The 20,233-nt window shown below is 59.8% G+C and carries 20 protein-coding genes; 17 read left to right on the top strand and 3 right to left on the bottom strand.

Annotation, left to right across the window (positions count from 1 at the left end; genetic code table 11):
• Nucleotides 1-31: 31 nt before the first annotated feature.
• The 11 genes from CGK93_RS10425 to CGK93_RS10380 all read left to right on the top strand — a co-directional run bounded on the left by CGK93_RS10425 (nt 32) and on the right by CGK93_RS10380 (nt 11,538).
• Nucleotides 32-1,138, top strand: coding sequence for a LacI family DNA-binding transcriptional regulator (locus CGK93_RS10425; RefSeq protein WP_089594759.1), 1,107 nt, complete (start codon nt 32-34; stop codon nt 1,136-1,138).
• Nucleotides 1,139-1,305: 167 nt separating this feature from the next.
• Nucleotides 1,306-1,956, top strand: a complete 651-nt coding sequence (locus CGK93_RS10420; protein WP_089594758.1) for a TetR/AcrR family transcriptional regulator — start codon at nt 1,306-1,308, stop codon at nt 1,954-1,956.
• Between the two features lie 271 nt (nt 1,957-2,227).
• A complete protein-coding gene (locus tag CGK93_RS10415) occupies nt 2,228-3,784 on the top strand; it encodes an ABC transporter substrate-binding protein (RefSeq protein ID WP_089594757.1) in 1,557 nt (518 codons plus the stop codon).
• Between the two features lie 139 nt (nt 3,785-3,923).
• Nucleotides 3,924-4,808, top strand: a complete 885-nt coding sequence (locus CGK93_RS10410; RefSeq protein WP_198318409.1) for an ABC transporter permease — start codon at nt 3,924-3,926, stop codon at nt 4,806-4,808.
• Nucleotides 4,766-4,864, top strand: a complete 99-nt coding sequence (locus CGK93_RS24625; protein WP_442857034.1) for a hypothetical protein — start codon at nt 4,766-4,768, stop codon at nt 4,862-4,864. The genes CGK93_RS10410 and CGK93_RS24625 overlap by 43 nt, the downstream gene beginning before the upstream one ends.
• Entirely contained in the window at nt 4,861-6,642 is a 1,782-nt protein-coding gene (locus CGK93_RS10405) for a dipeptide/oligopeptide/nickel ABC transporter permease/ATP-binding protein (protein WP_232481606.1), read from the top strand. The genes CGK93_RS24625 and CGK93_RS10405 overlap by 4 nt, the downstream gene beginning before the upstream one ends.
• Complete coding sequence (locus CGK93_RS10400; RefSeq protein WP_332460084.1) at nt 6,642-7,496, top strand: dipeptide/oligopeptide/nickel ABC transporter ATP-binding protein; 855 nt, start codon at nt 6,642-6,644, stop codon at nt 7,494-7,496. Before CGK93_RS10405 ends, CGK93_RS10400 begins: the two co-directional genes overlap by 1 nt.
• A gap of 19 nt (nt 7,497-7,515) precedes the next feature.
• The gene (locus tag CGK93_RS10395) at nt 7,516-8,082 is read left to right on the top strand and encodes a Gfo/Idh/MocA family protein (RefSeq protein ID WP_157731727.1); all 567 of its coding nucleotides are present in this window, start codon (nt 7,516-7,518) and stop codon (nt 8,080-8,082) included.
• Nucleotides 7,992-8,561, top strand: coding sequence for a Gfo/Idh/MocA family protein (locus CGK93_RS10390; protein WP_232481645.1), 570 nt, complete (start codon nt 7,992-7,994; stop codon nt 8,559-8,561). The genes CGK93_RS10395 and CGK93_RS10390 overlap by 91 nt, the downstream gene beginning before the upstream one ends.
• 50 nt (nt 8,562-8,611) lie before the next feature.
• Nucleotides 8,612-10,507 carry a beta-glucuronidase gene (uidA, locus tag CGK93_RS10385; RefSeq protein ID WP_232481605.1) on the top strand — a complete coding sequence of 632 codons (1,896 nt, stop codon included), beginning with the start codon at nt 8,612-8,614 and terminating at the stop codon, nt 10,505-10,507.
• On the top strand, nt 10,504-11,538 hold the full coding sequence (locus CGK93_RS10380; protein ID WP_089594753.1) for an SDR family NAD(P)-dependent oxidoreductase: 1,035 nt from the start codon (nt 10,504-10,506) through the stop codon (nt 11,536-11,538). The genes uidA and CGK93_RS10380 overlap by 4 nt, the downstream gene beginning before the upstream one ends.
• A 572-nt stretch (nt 11,539-12,110) precedes the next feature.
• On the opposite strand, the gene CGK93_RS24620 is transcribed toward CGK93_RS10380, so the two are convergent.
• The 3 genes from CGK93_RS24620 to CGK93_RS10370 form a co-directional block, all read right to left on the bottom strand.
• Nucleotides 12,111-12,221: a hypothetical protein gene (locus tag CGK93_RS24620; protein WP_442857044.1), complete on the bottom strand. Its 111-nt coding sequence runs from the start codon at nt 12,219-12,221 to the stop codon at nt 12,111-12,113.
• 214 nt (nt 12,222-12,435) lie between these two features.
• Nucleotides 12,436-13,428: a GlxA family transcriptional regulator gene (locus tag CGK93_RS10375; protein WP_089594752.1), complete on the bottom strand. Its 993-nt coding sequence runs from the start codon at nt 13,426-13,428 to the stop codon at nt 12,436-12,438.
• Nucleotides 13,429-13,516: 88 nt separating this feature from the next.
• Entirely contained in the window at nt 13,517-14,155 is a 639-nt protein-coding gene (locus CGK93_RS10370) for an HD domain-containing protein (protein ID WP_089597362.1), read from the bottom strand.
• A gap of 449 nt (nt 14,156-14,604) precedes the next feature.
• On the opposite strand from CGK93_RS10370, the gene CGK93_RS10365 reads away from it, so the two are divergent.
• The 6 genes from CGK93_RS10365 (at nt 14,605) to CGK93_RS10340 (ending at nt 20,231) form a co-directional block, all read left to right on the top strand.
• The gene (locus CGK93_RS10365) at nt 14,605-15,621 is read left to right on the top strand and encodes an ABC transporter substrate-binding protein (protein ID WP_089594751.1); all 1,017 of its coding nucleotides are present in this window, start codon (nt 14,605-14,607) and stop codon (nt 15,619-15,621) included.
• Nucleotides 15,618-16,592, top strand: a complete 975-nt coding sequence (locus CGK93_RS10360) for an amino acid ABC transporter permease (protein ID WP_089594750.1) — start codon at nt 15,618-15,620, stop codon at nt 16,590-16,592. The genes CGK93_RS10365 and CGK93_RS10360 overlap by 4 nt, the downstream gene beginning before the upstream one ends.
• Nucleotides 16,589-17,401 carry an amino acid ABC transporter ATP-binding protein gene (locus tag CGK93_RS10355; protein ID WP_089594749.1) on the top strand — a complete coding sequence of 271 codons (813 nt, stop codon included), beginning with the start codon at nt 16,589-16,591 and terminating at the stop codon, nt 17,399-17,401. The genes CGK93_RS10360 and CGK93_RS10355 overlap by 4 nt, the downstream gene beginning before the upstream one ends.
• Before the next feature lie 144 nt (nt 17,402-17,545).
• Nucleotides 17,546-18,418, top strand: a complete 873-nt coding sequence (locus tag CGK93_RS10350) for a LysR family transcriptional regulator ArgP (protein ID WP_089597359.1) — start codon at nt 17,546-17,548, stop codon at nt 18,416-18,418.
• A gap of 84 nt (nt 18,419-18,502) precedes the next feature.
• Nucleotides 18,503-19,231 (top strand): B3/B4 domain-containing protein, encoded by a 729-nt coding sequence (locus CGK93_RS10345; protein WP_089594748.1) that lies wholly within the window; start codon nt 18,503-18,505, stop codon nt 19,229-19,231.
• Between the two features lie 55 nt (nt 19,232-19,286).
• Nucleotides 19,287-20,231, top strand: a complete 945-nt coding sequence (locus tag CGK93_RS10340; protein WP_232481604.1) for an EamA family transporter — start codon at nt 19,287-19,289, stop codon at nt 20,229-20,231.
• Nucleotides 20,232-20,233: the final 2 nt, after the last annotated feature.

Genomic DNA, 20,233 nt, shown 5'->3' with positions numbered 1-20,233 from the left:
CGAGGCAATTGAGGGCTGGGGTCCCACCGGAATGAGCCATGCTTGCAGGCGACTGATATACGCCACATCCGCACCACAATTCATTAGAGAATGCTCGAAGGGAGCGGGTCTTTCAGTGCATCCTAAAAAAGTTTCTCTCTATCCTGAAAAGTCCAAAGTGACCATTTATGATATTGCGCGAGAAGCGGGAGTAAGTGCCTCAACGGTCTCAAGAGCACTCAGCAGCCCGGACAGAGTGAGCTCCCGGACCCGTAGACTCATTGAAGTCACTGCCGCAGAACTGGACTTCCGGATTAATCATCTTGCCCAAGTCCTAAAAACCGGATCCACAAAGACTCTTGGGCTGGTTATTGCGGACGTAAACAATCCTGCCTTTTTTGGTCTTCTTAGAGGCGCCGGAAAGTTTGCTGCCCAGCGGGACTATAGCGTTGTGCTTGCACAGGCGGCAGACTCAGCGGCCCAGGAACTTGCCTCGGCCGGCCGCCTGCTTTCCGCAGTGGACGGCCTTATCCTGGCCAGTCCGCGGATGGCTGACGCAGACATTAGGGACTTGGCGGAGTCAACGCCCCTGGTGGTACTAAACCGGGAGATGGAGAACGTGAACACCGTCGTCCCGGATCCGGAAAAGGGAGCCAGCGAGGCTATCCGTTATCTGGCTGAGCATGGACACAAAAAGGTCCTTTTTGTTGCTGGGCCTGAACAATCCTGGATGTCCGCGCGCCGGTGGGAAACCATCTCGGACGCCTGCCAGTGGTGCCAACTCAAGGCCGAACGAATTGAGTCGCCCTCGCCCACCCTGGACGGCGGAAGGCAGGTGGCCCATCACGTTCGCGCGGCAGGGGCGACGGCAGTCATAACTTACAACGACCTCATGGCCATCGGGCTGATGCGCCAGCTCCAGAGCTCCGGCGTTTCAATTCCCAAAGCACTGAGCATCATCGGTTTTGACGACATATTCGGCGCAGATCTCACCACCCCCTCGTTGACGAGCATCCGCTCTCCGCAGAACGAATGTGGCTCGCTGGCCGCCGGCGTGCTCTTGGATGCCCTCGCCGGACCAGCACCTATCCCCGCAGCGTTGCGCGTGGGCACCGAACTGATTATTCGAGGCTCTGCGGGACGCTGTGACAGTGCGTGACCGCGCCACGGCCTTGGCTCCACTCGCCGATTTTTGATGCCCGCCAGCTGAAACTCAAAACTGAGTGCCACCCGCATTTTTCATTAATTTTGGATCTTCTCACCGCAATCTGAGGAAATATCCCCACGACTATAGTGTGGCACTCAGTTTTAGACTAGCCTTTCTTCATGGAGTCCACTACAGCCCCCCGCAAGCGCTACGCGAAGACCCTCCAGCGACGCTCCGCCGTGGCCAGGGCAGCGCTCGACGTCATCCTGGAAAAAGGGCATCGCGCTCTGACTACCTCTGAGGTGGCTGCGCGTGCATCCATGAGCGAAACCGCCATGCTCTATCACTTCCCGACGCGCGACCACATCCTCGTCGCCGCGATGGAACTTGCCGACACCGACTACCGCGCGGTCTACACAGCAGAGTTCCACATCAACGATGCCGAAAATGCTGACTGGCCACCCCCAGCGATGGCTCACCTCACCATCGATGACGAGGCAATAACCCGCCTCTTCCTGGCCTTGAGCGCCGAAGCTGTCAACCCTGAACACCCCGCACATGGTTACCTGAAGGATCACCACGCGACTGTGATTTCAGAATTCACCAAAGGCGTCGAAAGACGGCAAGCCCAGGGCATCGCTGATCCCAGGCTCGACCCCTCCAGCGTCGCCCGCCAGATGATGGCTGCGTGGAGCGGACTTCGGATGCAGTGGCTTGTTGATCCAACATTTGACCTGGTCGCCGAGGTAGCGCAGGCTTTCCGCGCGCTCAATGCGCACCAACTAATGCAGTTCAAGCAGGAGATCAACGACTTCATGTCAGAACGATGAATGAATTCAAATATACGATGCATCTAATTTAGAGGCTTTCAAACAACACCCCAACCCGGCCGTACTTTCATTTAGTGGGATTCAGCCGGCCCTTTGGTGTACCCAAAAGTTTGTCATGAGAAACAAGAACAATTCTCCAAAAGATTTCACGGCAACCGGTTGCTTAAGTGATTTGTAGCTGCTTTGATTGTGATGGCGATCACCCCTATCAGGCATTCCACCCCCTCCCCCCCTTTTTGATTAATGCTCACCGACAAAGGAGTCCCAAGACATGTTCCCCGTCTTGACCCGAACCAAAACTCTGACCCGTACTGCAGCTGCGTCAATTGCAGTTGCCGCCCTTCTGGCCAGCACTGCCTGCTCTTCCTCCGAACCAGCTGCGGAAAGCCAGAACACCTCCCGCAACGAAGAAATCAGCATCGCCATCCAAGCCCAGCCGGCATCCCTGGACCCGGCCCAACTTGCTGAAGGGCAGCAGGCATATGTCTGGGCATCAATCTTCGACACCCTTCTCATGGTCGATAAAGACAACAAGATCCAGCCCAGCGCAGCAGAGAGCTGGAAATACTCGGAGGATCTGCGAACTTTGACGCTCAAGCTTCGAAGTGACCTGAAGTTCAGCACCGGGGACCCCGTCACCTCAAGTGACGTCGCCGCAACCTTGGAGAGAACCCGAACCACAGCCGGACAGCAACAACCAAAGCTTGCCAAAGTGACCTCGATTTCCGCCCCGGACGCATCAACCGTGGTCATACAACTCTCGTCCCCCGAACCGTCGCTCCTGAACTACCTGGCGCAAGCAACCGGCGTGATCGGGGATGCCGACTCCCTTGCTTCGGAGAAGACGAAACTTCGCCCCACGGGCTCTGGTCCCTACGTTCTTTCGGACGCCACGGTTGACGGCACTGAATACGTCATGGAACGCAGGGAAGACTACTGGAACGCGGCAGCCTTCCCCTTCAAGACCGTGAAAGTCAAGGTCATCCAGGACCGGACAGCCCAATACAATGCTCTCCAGGCAGGCGAGGTCAAGGCTGCCTTGATCCAGGCCCCGCAACGGAAACAAGCCGAGGGTGCCGGCTTTACAGTGAAAGAGGTTCAAGCCACCGCTGCTCTCGTCCTTGTACTGGCCGACCGCAAGGGCGACCTCGTTCCGGCACTTGCAGACGTGAAGGTGCGTCAGGCCATTAACATGGCTTTCGACCGTGCGCAGATCGTCAAGGCGCTCCTCAATGGAGTCGGCAAGCCGACAGAACAGGTGTTCGACCCCAACAGTGGCGCTTATGACCCCGCGCTCGAGGACACCTACGGTTTCGACCCTGAGAAGGCGCGCAAACTCCTGGCCGAGGCAGGCTATCCTGACGGCTTCGCCATGACGATGCCCAGCACAGTCATTTCCCAGTCATTTGAACCGGTCATTACACAGGCGTTGGCGGACATAGGCATCAAGGTGACGTGGGAGCCTGTGCCTCCACAGAACACGGCGTCATCAATTGCTTCGAAGAAATACCCGGCGGTGCTGTGGTTCTACGGCCTGAACAGCGCCGGCCGCCAAGTCGGAGACATGTATGCCCCTGAGGCATTCCTGAACCCCTTCAAATGGAACAACCCAGAACTCGATACGCTGCTCGAGACGGTCGCCAACGAACCAGACGAAGCTACCCGCGATGGCCTGTACAAGAAGGTCAACGAATATACAGTGCGCCAGGCGCTGAATGCCCCAATCGCGTATGTCGGCACTCTCTGGGCGACAGCTCCGGGTGTTGACTTCCTTCCCACGTCCGTGGTTTTGCCCACCGTGCGCGACTTCGGGGTATCCGCCCGCTAGTGGCTCAAGCCCTGAGGGCCCGGCGGAAACGCCGGGCCCTCAGACCCTTCGATGACCGCACCATTGGCCTCACCGTTCGCAGGCCGTCAATAACTAAAAGGAGCCAAGAGATGCCGCAAGAAACGCCACGAGGCACCTCATGATCAGCTACGCCCTCCGACGACTGGGCGCAGGAATTGTCCTTGCAGTCCTGGTCACCATGATCACTTTTTTCCTCCTCAGCGGCTCACTTGAATCCGTAGCCCGTGAACGTCTGGGGAGCGCAGCAACACAGGAATCGGTGAAGGCCCTCATGGCCGAGCTCGGTTTCGACAGGCCAGCGATCGTCCAGTATCTGGACTGGTTGGGCTTAGTGCTTACCGGTGACTTCGGCGTCTCGCTCTTCACCAGCCAGCCCGTGGCTCCTGCGGTCGCTGCCCGGCTGAGTGTGACCCTCTCCCTGGTCGTCACCGCACTCATCATCACCGTAATCATCAGTGTTGCACTGGGAGTCTGGGCCGCGACGCGCGGCGGTGTGGCCGACAAAGTATCCCAAGGCCTGTCCCTGGTTGGATACGTCGTTCCGGGGCTGCTCATCGCCATCGTCCTGGTCACGGTCCTGTCTGTAAATCTGAAGCTGCTGCCGGCTACAGGTTTCACGCCCTTCGCCCAAAATCCCGGCAAATGGGCTGCCTCGATCGCTATCCCGGTCATCGTGTTGGTCATCGGCGGAGTAGCAAGCATGGCCGCGCAGATCCGTGGATCAATGATTGGTGAGCTCCGGAAGGACTACATTCGCACCCTACGGACCCGTGGTGTCCGAACACGGTCCATCGTGCTTCGACATGCGCTTCGGAACGCGGCCAGTCCTGCGCTCACCGTCCTATCACTTGAATTCATTCAAATGCTGGGTGGGGCGCTCATCATCGAAAACGTGTTCGCCCTCCCGGATTCGGCGCCTATGCCTTCAACGCATCGCTCCAAGGCGACATCCCCATCATCATGGGCATCACTCTCTTCAGTGTCCTGCTCGTGGTGTCCGTAAACCTGGTCACAGACGTAGCAAATGGCTGGCTGAACCCGAAGGCGAGAATCTATTGAGCATCGAAGAACTCAGCGTCGATCCCGGGCTGGCTGCACCGCCCAGGAAATCCCCACTGCGGAAACTTCTCAAAGACCCCCAAGCAGTCATCACATCACTGCTGTTGCTGGTCATCATCGTTCTGGGGCTTCTCACACCGTGGATCGCCCCTCACGACCCCAACGAGGCACAACTCAGTGCCATAAACGCCGCTCCGGGAACCCCCGATTATCCATTGGGAGCGGACCAAAACGGACGCGACATCGCTTCGCGCCTTCTCCATTCGATCAATACGAGCGTAATCGCAGGCCTGATTGGTGCAGGCGTTGCTCTTGTTATGGGCGTGACCTTTGGTCTTATCGGAGGCTACTTCGGGCGGCGGCTTCGAAGTGTGACGGAGTGGGTGTTCAGCCTCATCATGACCTTCCCGGGACTCCTGCTGCTCATTGTCCTGATGCCCGTTACCAAAGGCGACTATCGTGCGACAATGCTGATTTTCGGGGTGCTGCTCTCCCCTGGTGTCTACCGAATCGTCAGGAACCTTGTGGTTGGCGTCAAGAACGAGCTCTACGTCGACGCAGCACGTGTGTCGGGGTTGTCCAACCTGCGGATACTCAGCCGCCACGTGCTGTTCGTTGTCCGGGGTCCGATCATCATCGCGGCGGCGTTCCTCATAGGGTCGGCAATCAGCCTCCAATCAGGCCTGGCATTTCTGGGTGTCGGATCGAACCTTGTTCCCAGCTTTGGCGCGATGATCGCGGACGGATTCACGAACCTCTACGTTGACTCCACACAATTCATCTGGCCAAGTGTCATGCTCGGAACGCTGACAGCCTCGCTCGTCTTGCTTGGAAACTCCCTCCGTGACGCGTTCGAAGGCGTAAAACTGAAGCCGTCCAAAGTCTCCACACCGACCGCGGCCAGATCCACCGAAGAAAACCCCTCAGACGAAACGACGGACCTGCTCAGCGTCAAAGACCTGGTCATCGCCTACCCCACCCCTTCAGGGGCACTTCGAGAAGTGGTCAAAGGCGTCAACCTCACCCTGCGCGCGGGTGAAACCCTGGGCCTGGTGGGGGAATCCGGTTCCGGAAAGACCCAAACCGCTTTCTCCATCCTTGGAGTACTCCCGACAGAGGCCGTGGTCACCCGGGGAGCCATTACACTGGAGGGCCGAAATCTGCTTGGCCTCTCAGAACAAGGCTTGCGAGCGCTTCGAGGCCGCGACATCGCGTACATCCCCCAGGAGCCGATGTCCAACCTCGATCCCTCCTACACGATCGGCGCCCAACTGGTCGAAGGAATCCGCGCTTCAGCACGGATGTCACGTGGGGAAGCCACGTCCAGAGTCCTCGCCCTTCTGGAACGGGTGGGTATCGAACATCCCCGACGTACCTTCGATTCCTACCCTCACCAGATCTCCGGCGGAATGGCCCAACGCGTCCTCATTGCCGGCGCGGTTGCAAGCCGTCCCAAGCTCCTCATCGCAGATGAACCCACGACGGCCCTGGACGTGACCGTTCAGGCGGAGATCCTGGACCTGATTCGCGATCTCCAGACGGAGCTGAACATGGCGGTCTTGCTCGTGACGCACAACTTTGGCGTAGTCGCTGACATCTGTGATCGCATCGCTGTCATGCAGGACGGCAGGGTCGTCGAGTCCGGCACTGCAATGGAGCTGTTCCATGAACCCAAACATTCCTACACACAGATGCTCCTGGGGTCCATCCTCGACGAGCACACCGTCCGGACCGACCAGCCGATGCCGGTCGGGACCGCAACCGGGGAGATGAACTGATGACAACACCGCTGTTGGACGTGGCAGACCTCCGCGTAGCTTTCAAGGGCCGGGGGTTCCGGGCCCGCGAAGTTGAAATACTTCACGGAGTGTCCCTGACCATCGCTGAGGGCGAAACACTCGGGGTGGTGGGTGAATCGGGATCCGGAAAAACGACCATCGGGCGGGCCGTCCTCGGTTTGGTGAAACCCAGTGGAGGACAAATCCACTTCAACGGCTCTGAGATCACCCACGCCAGCCCCACACAGCGTCGCACCCTGTCCAAAGACATCCAAGTGGTCTTCCAGGACCCCTACACCTCCCTCAACCCCTCCCTGACCATTGGCGACACTTTGAGCGAGCCGCTCATCGTCCAGGGCGCAACAGCAGCGCAGGCAAGGGCACGGGTGCGGATGTTGCTGGATCAGGTCGGGTTGCCCGGCGATGCTGCCGAGCGCCTACCCCGGGAGTTCAGCGGCGGGCAGCGGCAACGGGTCGCCATTGCCCGTGCGCTGGCGCCGGAACCTAAACTCATCGTCTGCGATGAACCAGTATCGGCCCTGGACTTATCCACCCAGGCCCGTGTCATGGACCTCTTCATCGACATCCAGCGACGTACGGGGGTTGCTTACCTTTTTGTCTCCCATGACCTTGCGGTCGTTCGGCACATCAGCCACCGGGTCAGCGTCGTCTATAGGGGAGACATCGTTGAAACCGGCCCGCGGCCCAGGTTACTTCCGCGCCGGAGCACCCCTATACACAGAAGCTGCTGCTGGCAGCGCCCATCGCAGACCCTGTTGAGCAAGAGAAACGCCGGGCGGATCGACACCGGCTTGCCCAGCTCCACCGGGAACAGCACGTCCAGGCCGGAGTGACAGGATGAGGGGCAGAACCGTGGACCAAACCCCCGCCCCCCAGAGCACACTGAAGTGGGCTATCGCAGGGGCAGGCACCATCTCCCGAAGCATCGTCCCGGACCTGCAGCTCCTGCCCGGGAGCCATGTGGAAACTGTCTACAGCAGGAAGAGAGCAAACGCAGCACGCTTCGCCGAGGAGTTCGGGCTGGACCGATGGACCGACGACTATGAGCTACTTCTAAAAGACCCCGGCATAGACGCCCTGTATCTCGCGACGCCGTTCGCCACCCACGCGGTCATGGCACGTCAGGCGCTGCTCGCCGGAAAGCACGTCGTCGTCGAAAAGCCGATGGCGTTGAACGCCGAAGAAGTCGAGAGCCTGTTCGCGTTGGCGGAAAGCCAAGGGCTCTTCCTCATGGAGGCCATGTGGATGAAGTTCAACCCCACTTTCCAGCACCTGTTCGGACTCCTCAACTCCGGGGCCATTGGAAGCCCGTCCAGCCTTCGCGCAGGATTCGGATTTCCCTTGATCGACGATGGGGCAGCAGATGGGACATTGCACGCAGCGGAGGGACACTCCTTGATCAAGGGATCTATCCGGTGACGCTGGCTCACACGATCTTTGGCCAACCAACGGAAGTCACCGCCCGCGGACGCCTCAGAGCCGACGGCCTGGATTTCGCCGAACATTTCACCCTTGAGTTCGCCGGGGGCCAGTTTGCCCAATGCGCCAGTTCAATGACTGAATTCGTCGATCCCTCGGCTGCAATCAACGGCACTAAAGGGTGGATCACGATCCCGGGCATGTTCTGGACTGCCACCACCCTGCTCTTACATGCAGGATCCTGGCAAAAAATGTTCGCCCCCGAGCCCACCATTCATCCACGCGAAGGCAACGGATACGTCCCCATGCTCCGAGCCGCCAGCGAAGCAATACGCTCCGGGGAAACCCAGCACCCCATACATCCAGCCGAAGAGACGATCGCTGTGTTCCGCACCTTGGACACCATCGCCCAGCGGGTACGCGAATCCTTGGGGGTTGGCACCCCCGCTTTCAAAGACACACGTCCGCGAGTCCGCTAAGGCAACTGGATTCGACGGACCTTATCCAAAACTCGGCCTAACGCAACACAATGACGCCCAGACCAAGCCACCCAACAGGAGAAAATACATTGCTTAAGCCCCGCTCTACTCTCACTCGAGAACTAGTAAACCTCGATGGTCTCTGGCGCTTCGCTCTTGAGGATGCCAACGTCCGTGAGCCTTGGACCGGCGCACTGGTGAGCAAACTCGAAGCACCGGTGCCATCCAGCTACAACGACCTCTTTGCAGACCAGCAGATCCGCGACCACGTTGGGTGGGTGTGGTACCAGCGGACGGCGTGGGTCCCCCGCGGTTGGTCAGGCGAAAGAGTCTTCCTCCGCCTGGACGCGGCCACACACGAGGGCAAGGTTTATGTGAACGACGTATTGGTGGCCCATCACGTCGGCGGCTACACGCCTTTTGAAGCCGACATCACCGAGCACGTCACCCCGGGTGCCGACTTCAGGCTTACGGTCGGAGTCAACAACGAGCTGACCAGAGCGACCATCCCACCCGGAACCATCAGCGTTAGCCAGGATGGCCGGCGCCAGCAGACCTACCTGCACGACTTCTACAACTACGCTGGCCTGGCGCGGTCGGTGTGGCTCTACAGCAAACCCGAGCGTCATATCACCGACGTCACCATTGTTACCGGCATCATCGGCCGGACCGGTGTCGTCGACTATTCCGTTGAAGCCAGCCAGGAAACGAAAGTCCGCGTCCGTGTTCTGGACGCAACAGGACGCGAAGTGACGAACGCCGTGGGAAGCGTAGGAACTCTCAGTATTGAAGATGTCCTCCTGTGGCGACCCGGCGCGGCGTATCTTTACGACTTGGTAGTGGAACTCCTCGACGGCGAGGATATGGTCGATAGCTACACCGAGCATTTCGGTGTGAGGACTGTCGAGGTCCGCGGCACTGATTTCCTCATCAACGGTGAACCGTTCTACTTCACTGGTTTCGGCAAGCACGAGGACACTGCTGTTCGCGGCAAGGGCCACGACAACGCATACCTCGTGCACGACTTCCAACTGCTGGACTGGGTCGGGGCCAACTCCTTCAGGACCTCCCACTACCCCTATGCAGAGGAAGTGCTGGAATTCGCCGACCGCCACGGAATCGTCGTCGTTGACGAAACAGCCGCCGTCGGTCTGAATCTTGGTGTCCAGGGAGGCCTCACGGGAATTGGTCCCCAACCTACGTTCTCCCCCGACACCTTCAACCACGAAACACAAGCAGCCCACGCACAGCACCTCCGCGAGGTCATTGCGCGCGATAAAAACCATCCGAGTGTCGTCATGTGGAGTATCGCCAACGAGCCAGCCTCTAATGAGGACGGTGCCCGCGAGTTCTTCGAACCGTTGGTCAAACTTGCCCGGCAGCTCGATCCTACGCGTCCTCTGACCTACGCCGCAGTCATGTTCGCGACCTTCCAGAACGATAAGATCGCGGACCTCTTCGACGTCCTCAGCATCAACCGCTACTACGGCTGGTACGTGTTTACCGGCGATCTTAAGACCGCGGAACAATACCTGGAACGAGACATGCGCGGCTGGGTAGAGGCGTTCGGCAAGCCCATCATGATGAGCGAGTACGGAGCCGACACCATGCCGGGGCAGCACTCCATCTGGGACATGCCCTGGAGCGAGGAGTACCAACAGTCCTTCCTGGACATGAACCACCGCGTCTTCGACAGGATCGACGCGTTCATCGGTGAACACGTCTGGAACTTCGCGGACTTCCAGACCTCGAACGGAATCCACCGCGTGGACGGAAACCGGAAGGGTGTCTTTACCCGGGATCGCAAACCAAAAGCCGCAGCACACTCCCTGCGTGCCCGGTGGACCGGTCTCAATGGGGCCAAGCCCACCGAGGGCCAAACAAAAGCTGCGGAAAACACAAGCACGGACGTCCGTGCCGAACCTGCCCTCGAAGGAGCAAAATGACTGACAACAGCAAGGCACTGACCGGATCCCGCCCTATCCGGGAATGGCTGGCCCATCCCGCTGGCGGCCCGCTCCTCCGGGGGATGCTCCACGAATCAGGGCAGAACGAAGCAGCCCTAAAACCCATAGAACACCTGGCACTTGAGCAACTTGTTGAACTTGGCGGCGCGCAGTTCCCCCAGTCACTGCTGGACCAATTGGTGAGGGACGCAAACGGCGGCGCCATTACTGAAGACGCCGAAAACAGAGAGGACACCACCGAGGCAGGGGTGTGGGAGGAACGTGTCACCGAAGGTAGATTCACTGGCAAAACCGTCATCGTGACGGGTGCCGCCTCCGGCATCGGCCGTGCCACCGCGTCAAGGGTTGCCCGCGAAGGCGGAAAGGTGATTGCTGTGGACATCGCTGGTGACCGGCTTGAAGCCTTGGCGGCGGCCCAGCCGCACGCAGAAGTGGTGATAGTGCAGGCCGACATCACGAAGGACGAAGACATCGCCCGGGTTATTGAGGCGGCCGGGGGTCGGGTGGACGCGCTGGCTAACGTAGCCGGCATCATGGATGATATGACCCCACTGCACGAGGTAGCAGATGAGGTCTGGAACCGAGTTTTCGCTGTCAACGTTGATGGCATGTTCCGCCTGACCCGTGCCGTCCTCCCATTTATGATGGCCGCGCGCCACGGCTCCATCGTAAATGTGGCCTCCGAAGCAGCACTTCGCGGAAACTCCGCGGGCCTGGCGTACACCGCTTCCAAACACGCGGTACTCGGCATCACGCGCAGTACGGCATTCATGTATGCACCTCAAGGAATCCGGGTCAATGCTGTCGCCCCGGGACCGGTCGCAACAGGCATCGAGGCCACCTTCCGGTCTGAACTCGGCACCAATCGGTTGGGCCCTTTCATGCAGATGATCCCACCGGTGGCAGCAGCTTCTCAGCTGGCGGCTTCGATCACCTTCCTCCTCAGTGATGACGGAACCAACATCTCCGGAGCAGTCCTTCCATCAGACGGTGGTTGGTCAGTTCAGTAGGCGCCGGCAATTCCACGACCACAAATGCTGCCCTCTACCCACGGATTAGCAGTCCACTTAAAGTCAAGGCGACAATATCGAGGTTCGAAGTACGGAAGGGGCAGTAGCGGCGAGAACTACCGTCCAAGAAAATCGCCGTTTCCCAATTGCGAATGACCCTCTCTTGGACGAAGCCGCAGCAGGCGGAAAACCGCGCCGATTTGCCTGCGCAGCGGGATTGCTTGTGCTTCGCGCATGGACCACAGTGTACGCGTGTTTGCGGTGGTTTCTGTAGCGCTCCTGGAGTAGGGGCTGCTCTATGGTAGATGAATACGCGGCCTTCGCTGGCTGCCTGTCCGTCCTCCTAAACAGCCCCTGCAGTGTCCGAAATTCACCTTCGGGACCGGGCCGACGCGGTCTATTCCATGAAGCATGGCCGTTCCTTGTCAGTGAGTTCCGTTCACCCACTCGGGCCAGGCTTCGGTAAGTGAGGCCATGCCCTCTTGGAAGGGGGCTCGCCCCATACCGAAGCGAAGGTATTGGCCCGTTCCAGAAGGGCAGGTGCTGCTTGCAGACCTGCGACGGCAAGGATTTCACTGGGGGCGCTGGTAGCGAGAATTGTGCAGTACGTAGTTGAGGAGCTTTTCTGTCGCCGCCGCGTTCGAGGTAACCGTCCAGCCAATCCGGACACCGGCCATGCCCAGCGTCTTTGAAACTCCTGAAACAGTGTTGTCGTTGGACTCATGGGAGAGGCAACTGGAAGTTGAGACTCAGCAAGAGCTCCACCCCACGGCAGATTTCATCACTTATCATCCTTACTATAGTGCAATATTCTACACTTAGCATGCACTATGGGAAGAGTTGTCTGCCTGACAGGAAAAAACGCAGACAAGTGGCTGGGTCAGGCATCCTGCGACCTTACGTCGGTTGGAGCAGCCCTTGGGCCTCGTCGGGGAAACGGGCAGGGTGGAACCGCGCGCGGTATTCGCTGGGTGACGAGCGAAGTCGTTGGTTAAAGATCCTTCGCATCGTTTCCGGGCTTCCGAAGCCCGCGGCTGTCGCTGTCTTTGTGATGCTTTGGCCGGCGGCCAACATAGCCTTGGCGTGATCCAGCCGCATCTGTTCAACGAATTTCGCCGGAGAGGTGTTGAGTTCGGCGGCGAACAGTCTCGCGACCTGCCGCGGGCCGAGCCCCATGAGCTCGGCAAGGGACGCAGAACTGTAGTCCGCGTTTGGTCTCGCCGAGATGAGTTCAACGGCTTTTCGAAGCGGTTCATTTTTTGGGGTCTCGATGGATAGCGGAGCGGAGAATTGAGATTGACCTCCGGGCCGTTGCATGAACAGGACCAACCTTTGGGCGACCAAACGCGCCAGGGAAGCCCCGTGGTCTCTTTGGACCAGCGCCAGTGCAAGATCGATGCCGGCGGAAACGCCTGCGGAGGTAAACACTGAGCCGTCGGCCACGAAGAGCGAGTCGGGATGCACCTGGATTTCAGGGTAGGACGCGGCTAGCAGGCGCGTGTGTTGCCAGTGCGTTGTTGCCTGGCGCTGGTCCAAGATGCCGGCCTTGGCGAGGATGAAGGCGCCCGTGCAGATGGCTACGAGTCGTCGGCTCGGTCGGTGCAGGGACAGAACTGCTTCGATCAGCTCGGTCGGGATGGGCTTGGACGGCAGGTCGTCGCCACCAGGAACCACGAGCGTGTCCATTCTGGTCAGCTGGCTGATGCCAGCGTCGACTGAGAGCGGAAGCCCGATGGAGGTGCTGACTGAATCCCCAGAAGGAGAGATGTACGTCAGGGAGTATCTGGCCCCGAGCTTGTTCGCTTCGGCAAAAACTTCCGCCGGTCCCGCGATGTCCAGCATTTTCACGCCATCAAACACGAGGAAGGCGATCGTGTGGCTGTGGTCCATGGGGCTCCTTCCGGACAAGTGAGGTTCTGGGGTCAACTGCGGGCGGCCGTTGTTGACGCCGCCAGGCTATGACGGCGTCAACGGGTCACTATTCCGGCCAGTCGTTTTTTTGAATGATGTCGACGAAATTCTCTCGCGTGAAGGTGGGATCAAAGTGGGCAAGCACGTCGTCGTTCATTGTTCCGAACGTAGTCTCCGGCCGGTCACGCATGCCATCGTAGAACGCTTGGAGGATCTTGCGCTTGAAGTCCGGACGGGGATGCGCTGCCAACACCTGCTCACGCTGCTGAAGGTCGATACGGTCCAGGTCCAGTCCCAGCACGTCCGTTTCGACGCCAAGTGTCACCACAGCCACTTCTGGTGCCAGATGTACGGGGATCCCCGGGGTAGTGTGCAGGGCGATGCCCAACCAGACGTTGCGGGCCTCCTGCTCGGTCCGGCCATGTTCCCGAAGGAAGTCGTGTGCAAGGTCGGCGCCGTCCACTTCGAATCGCTGATCGTTGGTCCGGTACTTCGTTGTCAGCCCCAGGTCATGGAAGAGCCCGCCAACATAGGCAAGTTCGGGATCGACGCCCCATCCCCGTGCTGCCGATTGAAGCATCCCCCAAAAATAGACCCTCCGGGAATGGTGGTAGACGGCCTCGTCCGCTGCATCCATAACCAGAGCAGTTGCCTCGCGGACCAGCGCCGTATCGGGGACCGTGACACCGGCAATCGATTCGTTCATGAATTCCTCCTTGGTTTCGGCTTGAGTCACACTTCCATCCTCGAGCGTGGACACCGTCGGCGGAACCGTCCTAAACGACCTGTACCCCACAAATTCGGACAATCCCCTTCCAAGGCAAAGTCGCGAACCGCAATGGGGTTAACCGTAAGGCAAACCTTAACTGTCGATTTCAACATGCACCGTTGGTCTTTAGTTTTGTGATCCATACCATTGACCCCATCGCCCGCACGCCGCATGAGGCGGAGGCGACAGGGAGATTCAGCAAAGAGTAGATCCTTTCCTGCTTGATCCCTCTCATGGTAGCTACACGGCCAGACCTGGCCTCCCAACCGAGATACACAGAACATCCCCATCGCTCCCACGACAAACCCTGCAGTGATGCGGGGATGGTCCATCCCGGAGCGGTTCCCGTCTTTCGCCCGCATCGGCACACAGCATCAGGAGACAGCATGTCGAAATCAACGATCACATCATCGGGCCAGCCGGTCCACCAGGAACAGCGCATATCAGCTCTCAAGGGCACCGCCCGCCGCCGTACAGGAGCCTTGGTCAAGGGTGCAACACTTTTGACCACCTGCGTTCTGGCACTCTCGGCGTGCACCAATGCATCAGGATCGGCGGGGAACGGCTCGACCCAGGCAGGCTCGCCCACTACCAGCTTCGATCCCGCCAGCATCAAAGCCGACGAAACGTTGGCGTCCCAGGTGCCGGCCGCCATCAAGTCCAAGGGCACCTTGGTCATTGGTTCCGACACCACCTACGCCCCCGCCGAATTCCTCGGCGGCGCAGACAACCGGACGCCGATGGGCTACGGTGTTGACCTCGCCAAGGCGATCGGCGCGACCCTGGACCTGAAAGTCGACATTCAGACAGCAGAATTCACCGGCATCCTCCCCGCCCTGGGCCCCAAATACGATCTGGGGATCAGCTCCTTCAGCATCACCACCGAGCGCCTGAAGGCTGTGAACTTCGTCAGCTACCTCAGCGCCGGCACCACCTGGGCCGTCCAAAAAGGCAACCCGAAGAAGTTCTCACCCGACGATGTTTGCGGTAAATCCGTCGGCGTCCAGACCGGCACCACGCAGGAAGATCCTGATCTCAAGAACCGCAACGATGAATGCATCAAAGCAGGCAAGCAGCCAATCAACGTTGTCACGCTCAAGAATCAGACAGACGTCACCACACGTCTGGTCAACGGCAGCATCGACGCCATGATCGCCGAATCCACTCTCATTGGGTACGCCATCCAGCAAACCAACGGCGCCGTGGAAAAGGCCGGCGAGGTTTACAACACCTCCCCGGTCGGCATCGCGGTCCCAAAGAACGACCAGGCCTTGGCTGAACTGATCCAGAAGGCCGTGGCCAAACTGATCTCCGATGGCACCTACAAAACCATCCTGGATTCGTGGAACAACGCTGACGGCGCGATCACGAACCCTGAAGTCAACCCGACCGTCACATCATGAGTATCACCGCTGACCATCAGGAAACATCTGTGAACAAGGCCGCGCCGGAGCTTATTAAGGCAGTGCCCGTCCGGCACCCCGGCCGGTGGGTGGGCGCCGCGGTCATCCTCGTCCTTGCAGTTCTTGGGGTTCAAAGTCTTGCCACCAACCCCAACTTCCACTGGGAGACGTTCGCCCTGTACGTCCTGGACGAAAGTGTTGTCCGCGGTGTCGGCTGGACACTCCTGCTCACCGTTCTATCGATGGCCATCGCCGTCACCTTGGCGGTGTTGCTCGCCTTCATGCGCCAGTCGGACAATCCCATCTTCCGCTGGTCCAGCTGGTTCTGGGTCTGGTTCTTCCGCGGCACCCCCGTCTACACCCAGCTGATCTTTTGGGGCCTGGTCGCCGTCCTCTACCCCAAGATCACACTCGGAGTGCCGTTCGGTCCGGAACTTCTGAGCCTGACCACCCAAGACCTGCTCAACGCCTTTTGGGCCGCCGTCCTAGGACTCGCACTGAACGAATCGGCTTATCTGGCGGAGATTTTCCGCGCCGGCCTGAAATCGGTGGACAAAGGACAGATCGAAGCCGCAGAAGCCCTGGGCATGCGAGGCACCAAGATCATGTGGAGGATCGTCCTTCCCCAGGCGATGCGCATCATAGTCCCACCCACCGGCAACGAAACCATCGGGATGCTCAAGACCACCTCGCTGGTTCTGGCAGTGCCATTCACCCTCGACCTCACCTTTGTCACCAACACGCTGGCCAACCGCAGCTACCTCCCCATTCCCTTGCTCATTGTCGCGGCATTTTGGTACCTGGCGGTCACCAGCATTTTGATGGTTGGCCAGCATTTCATCGAAAAGCACTATGGAAAAGGCATCGATACCGCGGCGCGCGTTACAGTCAACCCCGCAGCACTGCAGGCGGCACGGGCAACTGCTGACCCGGCACCGACCACCCCGACCACAGAGGAGAACGGCCGATGAGCGCTTCTGCCCATTCCTTATCCCGCCCCGCGTCCGATGCGTCAGTCAAGAACGATCTGGTCAAGATCGAGGGAGTTCATAAGTACTTCGGTGACCACCACGTTCTCAACGGCATAGATATGACCGTCAAACAGGGAGAAGTTGCTGTTCTAATCGGCCCGTCAGGGTCCGGTAAATCTACCCTTCTACGGTGCATCAACCATCTGGAGACCATCAGCGCCGGTCGCATCCGGGTCAATGACGAACTCATTGGCTACAAGGAGAAGGATGGAAAGCTCCACGAGTTGCACCTCAAAGACATCGCGCGCCAACGCCGGAACATCGGCATGGTGTTCCAAAGATTCAACCTGTTCGGGCACAAGACTGTTTTGGAGAACATCATTGAAGCTCCGGTGCAGGTGAAAGGCCAGGACAGGGTGCCGGCGAAGCGCCGGGCCCAGGAACTCCTGGACCGCGTGGGCCTGGCTCATCGGGCGAGTTACTATCCGGCACAGCTTTCCGGCGGCCAACAACAGCGCGTTGCCATCGCCCGGGCCCTCGCAATGGAGCCCGAACTCATGCTCTTCGATGAGCCAACCTCCTCTCTCGATCCCGAACTGGTGGGAGACGTACTGGACGTCATGAAAGACCTCGCGAAATCCGGCATGACCATGATTGTGGTCACCCACGAAATCGGCTTTGCCCGGGAAGTCGGTGACACGCTCACCTTCATGGACGGAGGCGTTGTCATCGAGTCGGGCAACCCCCGCGAAGTCATCGCCACTCCCCAGCATGAGCGCACGAAAGGCTTCCTCAGCAAGGTTCTCTGAGCCCCGTGGAGGAAGCCGCAGAGAATATCGGTAACTGCAAGCTGGTACAACCACCATCACGCCGACCATGGTGTGGACTGATCGTTCGAGACGGTCCGCACCATGGTGGGCCAAAAAAGTCCCAAGGTACCCTACGTTTACACCATGAACTTCGAACATTTGAAGGCACTGAGCGCCATCGTTGCGACGGGATCCTTTGACGGCGCAGCAACCCTTCTGGGCATCACCCCGTCAGCTGTTAGCCAAAGGATCAAAGCCCTGGAGACCTCTGCAGGGCAGATTTTGGTGCGCCGCAGCCTGCCAAGCAGCCCTACAGAGGCAGGGGCCATACTGCTGCGGACAGCCCGACAAATCCAGGCGCTTGAAGCAGACGCCCTCCAGTCCCTGGGGCAGGGCCCCGCCGGACGCGCCACCGCCTCAATTGCCGTCAACGCCGATTCACTGGCCACGTGGTTCATCCCGGTCCTGCACGAAGCCGCGACATGGACCGACACAGAGCTGGACTTGCATATCGAGGATCAAGACCACAGCAGCCGCCTACTCCGACAAGGGGATGTTCTTGGGGCCGTCACCACCGAGCCCAAGCCGGTCGGTGGATGCCGGGCCGAGCCGCTGGGAGTCATGCGCTACATCCCAGCCGCCTCACCTGGGCTACGCGAATGCTACGAAACCACTGACGGAATCAACTGGCCGGAAATGCCGATGCTTCAGTTCAGCACCAATGATGACATGCAGCATCATCTCCTCCGCTCCCAAGGTGTCGAACGCTTCCCGCCAACGCACACTATTCCTTCCTCCGAGGGGTTTCTCGAGGCGGCCCGCGCCGGCTTGGGGTGGGGCATGATACCGGAACAGCAGCTTCAGCAAGGCAGGCTCCGTGATGGACTTGTGGCTCTTCCGGGCGCCGCGGCCCACGACGTCGCACTCTATTGGCAGTGCTGGTCTCTGACCTCACCGCGCCTGGAACGGATCACTGCAGCCGTGCGGACCGCGGGCAGCAAGTTGAGGCAAAACTGACATCCATCTTCCGCTGTGCACTATAAGTGCAGTATGATGCCTTTATGGATACCGCATATTTCGCCCCACTCAGGGAGCCTACCGATGTCTGAGACTGCCCAGCTTCAGAAACTCGTCAAGGCCAGCACCATCGACCCTGCCATCTTTGAACTGCGCCCCGACTACCGGGCCATACTGCTGGCCGTCGATGGTCTCGTACCGGGAGCAAGCAACGATGCCAGCGAGGCGCTGCTGCAGAAAGCCGAAGCCTCTGCGCGTCAGGCGCTTCAGGAACAAAAGGTCGAATCCCTCCCCCACGTAGCCGCGTGGCGTGCGGCTTACCAGGGCTTCGGTGCCAAACCGAACCGGACACGGAACAGCCTCGAGGCCCTCCTGCGCCGAGCCGTCACCGGGCTGCCCCGGGTGAACCGGCTGACCGACATCTACAACGCCATTTCGGTGCTTCACCAAATCCCGCTCGGCGGCGAAGACCTCTCCAAATACAGCGGCCCGCCCCGACTAATCCGCGCCACAGGCGAGGAACCTTTCGATACTGCATCCAACGGAGAGACAGTCATCGAACACCCCGAGCCCGGCGAAGTCATCTGGTGCGATGACGAAGGTGTCACCTGCAGACGCTGGAACTGGCGACAGGGCCGGCGGACGCAACTACAAGACGAGACCACCACGGCGTTGTTCATTCTGGACGCCCTTGACCCGATGACCACCGACGCCCTGCAGGCAGCCGCCGAGGAACTCGCAACACACCTCAGCGGGCTCGGCCCCGACATCACCATTACCGACCATCTCATCACCAAAACCACCCTGACGTGATCCAGCCTCCAAGGTGGCGTGCACGAAGTGGCTGCCCGACCGAGGGGAACCAGCAATGACCACAACAACCAACGGCCCGATTCCACCCTGGGCCCTGACCATAGCGGCCATGTTTTCCATCCAGCTCGGCTCCGCCCTGTCAGCAGGATTGATGCCTACCCTGGGTCCCATCGGAACGGCTTGGCTGCGACTGAGCATGGGCGCACTCATCCTGCTCCTGCTGGCCCGTCCACCACTCAGGTCCCTGCGCCTTCGTGATGCTCCGGCCGTCCTCGGCCTCGGCATCGCCACCGGCGTCATGTCAGTGACGTTCCTCGCAGCCATGGAACGCCTTCCCCTGGGAACCGCGGTCGCCATCGAATTCCTCGGCCCTCTCAGTGTTGCCGCCCTTCGGGGCCGCGGAGTGCGTTCGTTGTTACTGCCGGCAACAGCACTGGCAGGTGTCGTCCTGCTCACCGAACCCTGGGCAGGCCAGGTTGACCTGCTCGGTGTCGGCTTTGCTGTCATGGGCGCCATCGGCTGGGCCGCCTATGTCCTGTTGACCCAAAAAGTCGGCGATCGGTTCAGCGGAATTGGGGCTCTGGCCCTGACCATCCCCATCGCAGCCGTGGTCGTGGCGCCGTTCGGAGTGCCGCAGGCTTTCGGACACATGACGTGGGAAATCGTAGCCGTAGCCGCCGGCCTGGCGGTGCTGATACCGGTCCTGCCTTACATTCTGGAAATGCGGGCCCTACGCCGCATGACCCACACAGCTTTCGGCACCCTCCTGGCATTGGAACCGGCTATCGGCCTGCTGCTCGGCATGATCGTGTTGGCGCAATCCCCCTCGATCCTCCAACTCGTGGGCATCCTGCTGGTGGTCTTCGCAGGCGCGGCAGCCCAACGCGGCGGGCGCCGTCACCCGAACCCACTTCCGCCGGACTCCGATGCCCAACCCGCGTACGGCACGGAAGTGAAGGGCAGCGACGCCGACCACCAGGCCCGGCAGAAAAGCTCATAAGG

It is taken from the genome of Arthrobacter sp. YN (assembly GCF_002224285.1).
Taxonomy (GTDB): domain Bacteria; phylum Actinomycetota; class Actinomycetes; order Actinomycetales; family Micrococcaceae; genus Arthrobacter.
This window is presented reverse-complemented; position numbering and strand designations above follow the sequence as displayed.

Bases quoted from the DNA above. Each gene is read 5' to 3' on its own strand.
- CGK93_RS10425 (WP_089594759.1), top strand. From the start codon at position 32: ATGAGCCATGCTTGCAGGCGACTGATATACGCCACATCCGCACCACAA.
- CGK93_RS10420 (WP_089594758.1), top strand. From the start codon at position 1,306: ATGGAGTCCACTACAGCCCCCCGCAAGCGCTACGCGAAGACCCTCCAG.
- CGK93_RS10415 (WP_089594757.1), top strand. From the start codon at position 2,228: ATGTTCCCCGTCTTGACCCGAACCAAAACTCTGACCCGTACTGCAGCT.
- CGK93_RS10410 (WP_198318409.1), top strand. From the start codon at position 3,924: ATGATCAGCTACGCCCTCCGACGACTGGGCGCAGGAATTGTCCTTGCA.
- CGK93_RS24625 (WP_442857034.1), top strand. From the start codon at position 4,766: ATGGGCATCACTCTCTTCAGTGTCCTGCTCGTGGTGTCCGTAAACCTG.
- CGK93_RS10400 (WP_332460084.1), top strand. From the start codon at position 6,642: ATGACAACACCGCTGTTGGACGTGGCAGACCTCCGCGTAGCTTTCAAG.
- uidA (WP_232481605.1), top strand. From the start codon at position 8,612: ATGACGCCCAGACCAAGCCACCCAACAGGAGAAAATACATTGCTTAAG.
- CGK93_RS10380 (WP_089594753.1), top strand. From the start codon at position 10,504: ATGACTGACAACAGCAAGGCACTGACCGGATCCCGCCCTATCCGGGAA.
- CGK93_RS10375 (WP_089594752.1), bottom strand. From the start codon at position 13,428: ATGGACCACAGCCACACGATCGCCTTCCTCGTGTTTGATGGCGTGAAA.
- CGK93_RS10370 (WP_089597362.1), bottom strand. From the start codon at position 14,155: ATGAACGAATCGATTGCCGGTGTCACGGTCCCCGATACGGCGCTGGTC.
- CGK93_RS10365 (WP_089594751.1), top strand. From the start codon at position 14,605: ATGTCGAAATCAACGATCACATCATCGGGCCAGCCGGTCCACCAGGAA.
- CGK93_RS10360 (WP_089594750.1), top strand. From the start codon at position 15,618: ATGAGTATCACCGCTGACCATCAGGAAACATCTGTGAACAAGGCCGCG.
- CGK93_RS10355 (WP_089594749.1), top strand. From the start codon at position 16,589: ATGAGCGCTTCTGCCCATTCCTTATCCCGCCCCGCGTCCGATGCGTCA.
- CGK93_RS10350 (WP_089597359.1), top strand. From the start codon at position 17,546: ATGAACTTCGAACATTTGAAGGCACTGAGCGCCATCGTTGCGACGGGA.
- CGK93_RS10345 (WP_089594748.1), top strand. From the start codon at position 18,503: ATGTCTGAGACTGCCCAGCTTCAGAAACTCGTCAAGGCCAGCACCATC.
- CGK93_RS10340 (WP_232481604.1), top strand. From the start codon at position 19,287: ATGACCACAACAACCAACGGCCCGATTCCACCCTGGGCCCTGACCATA.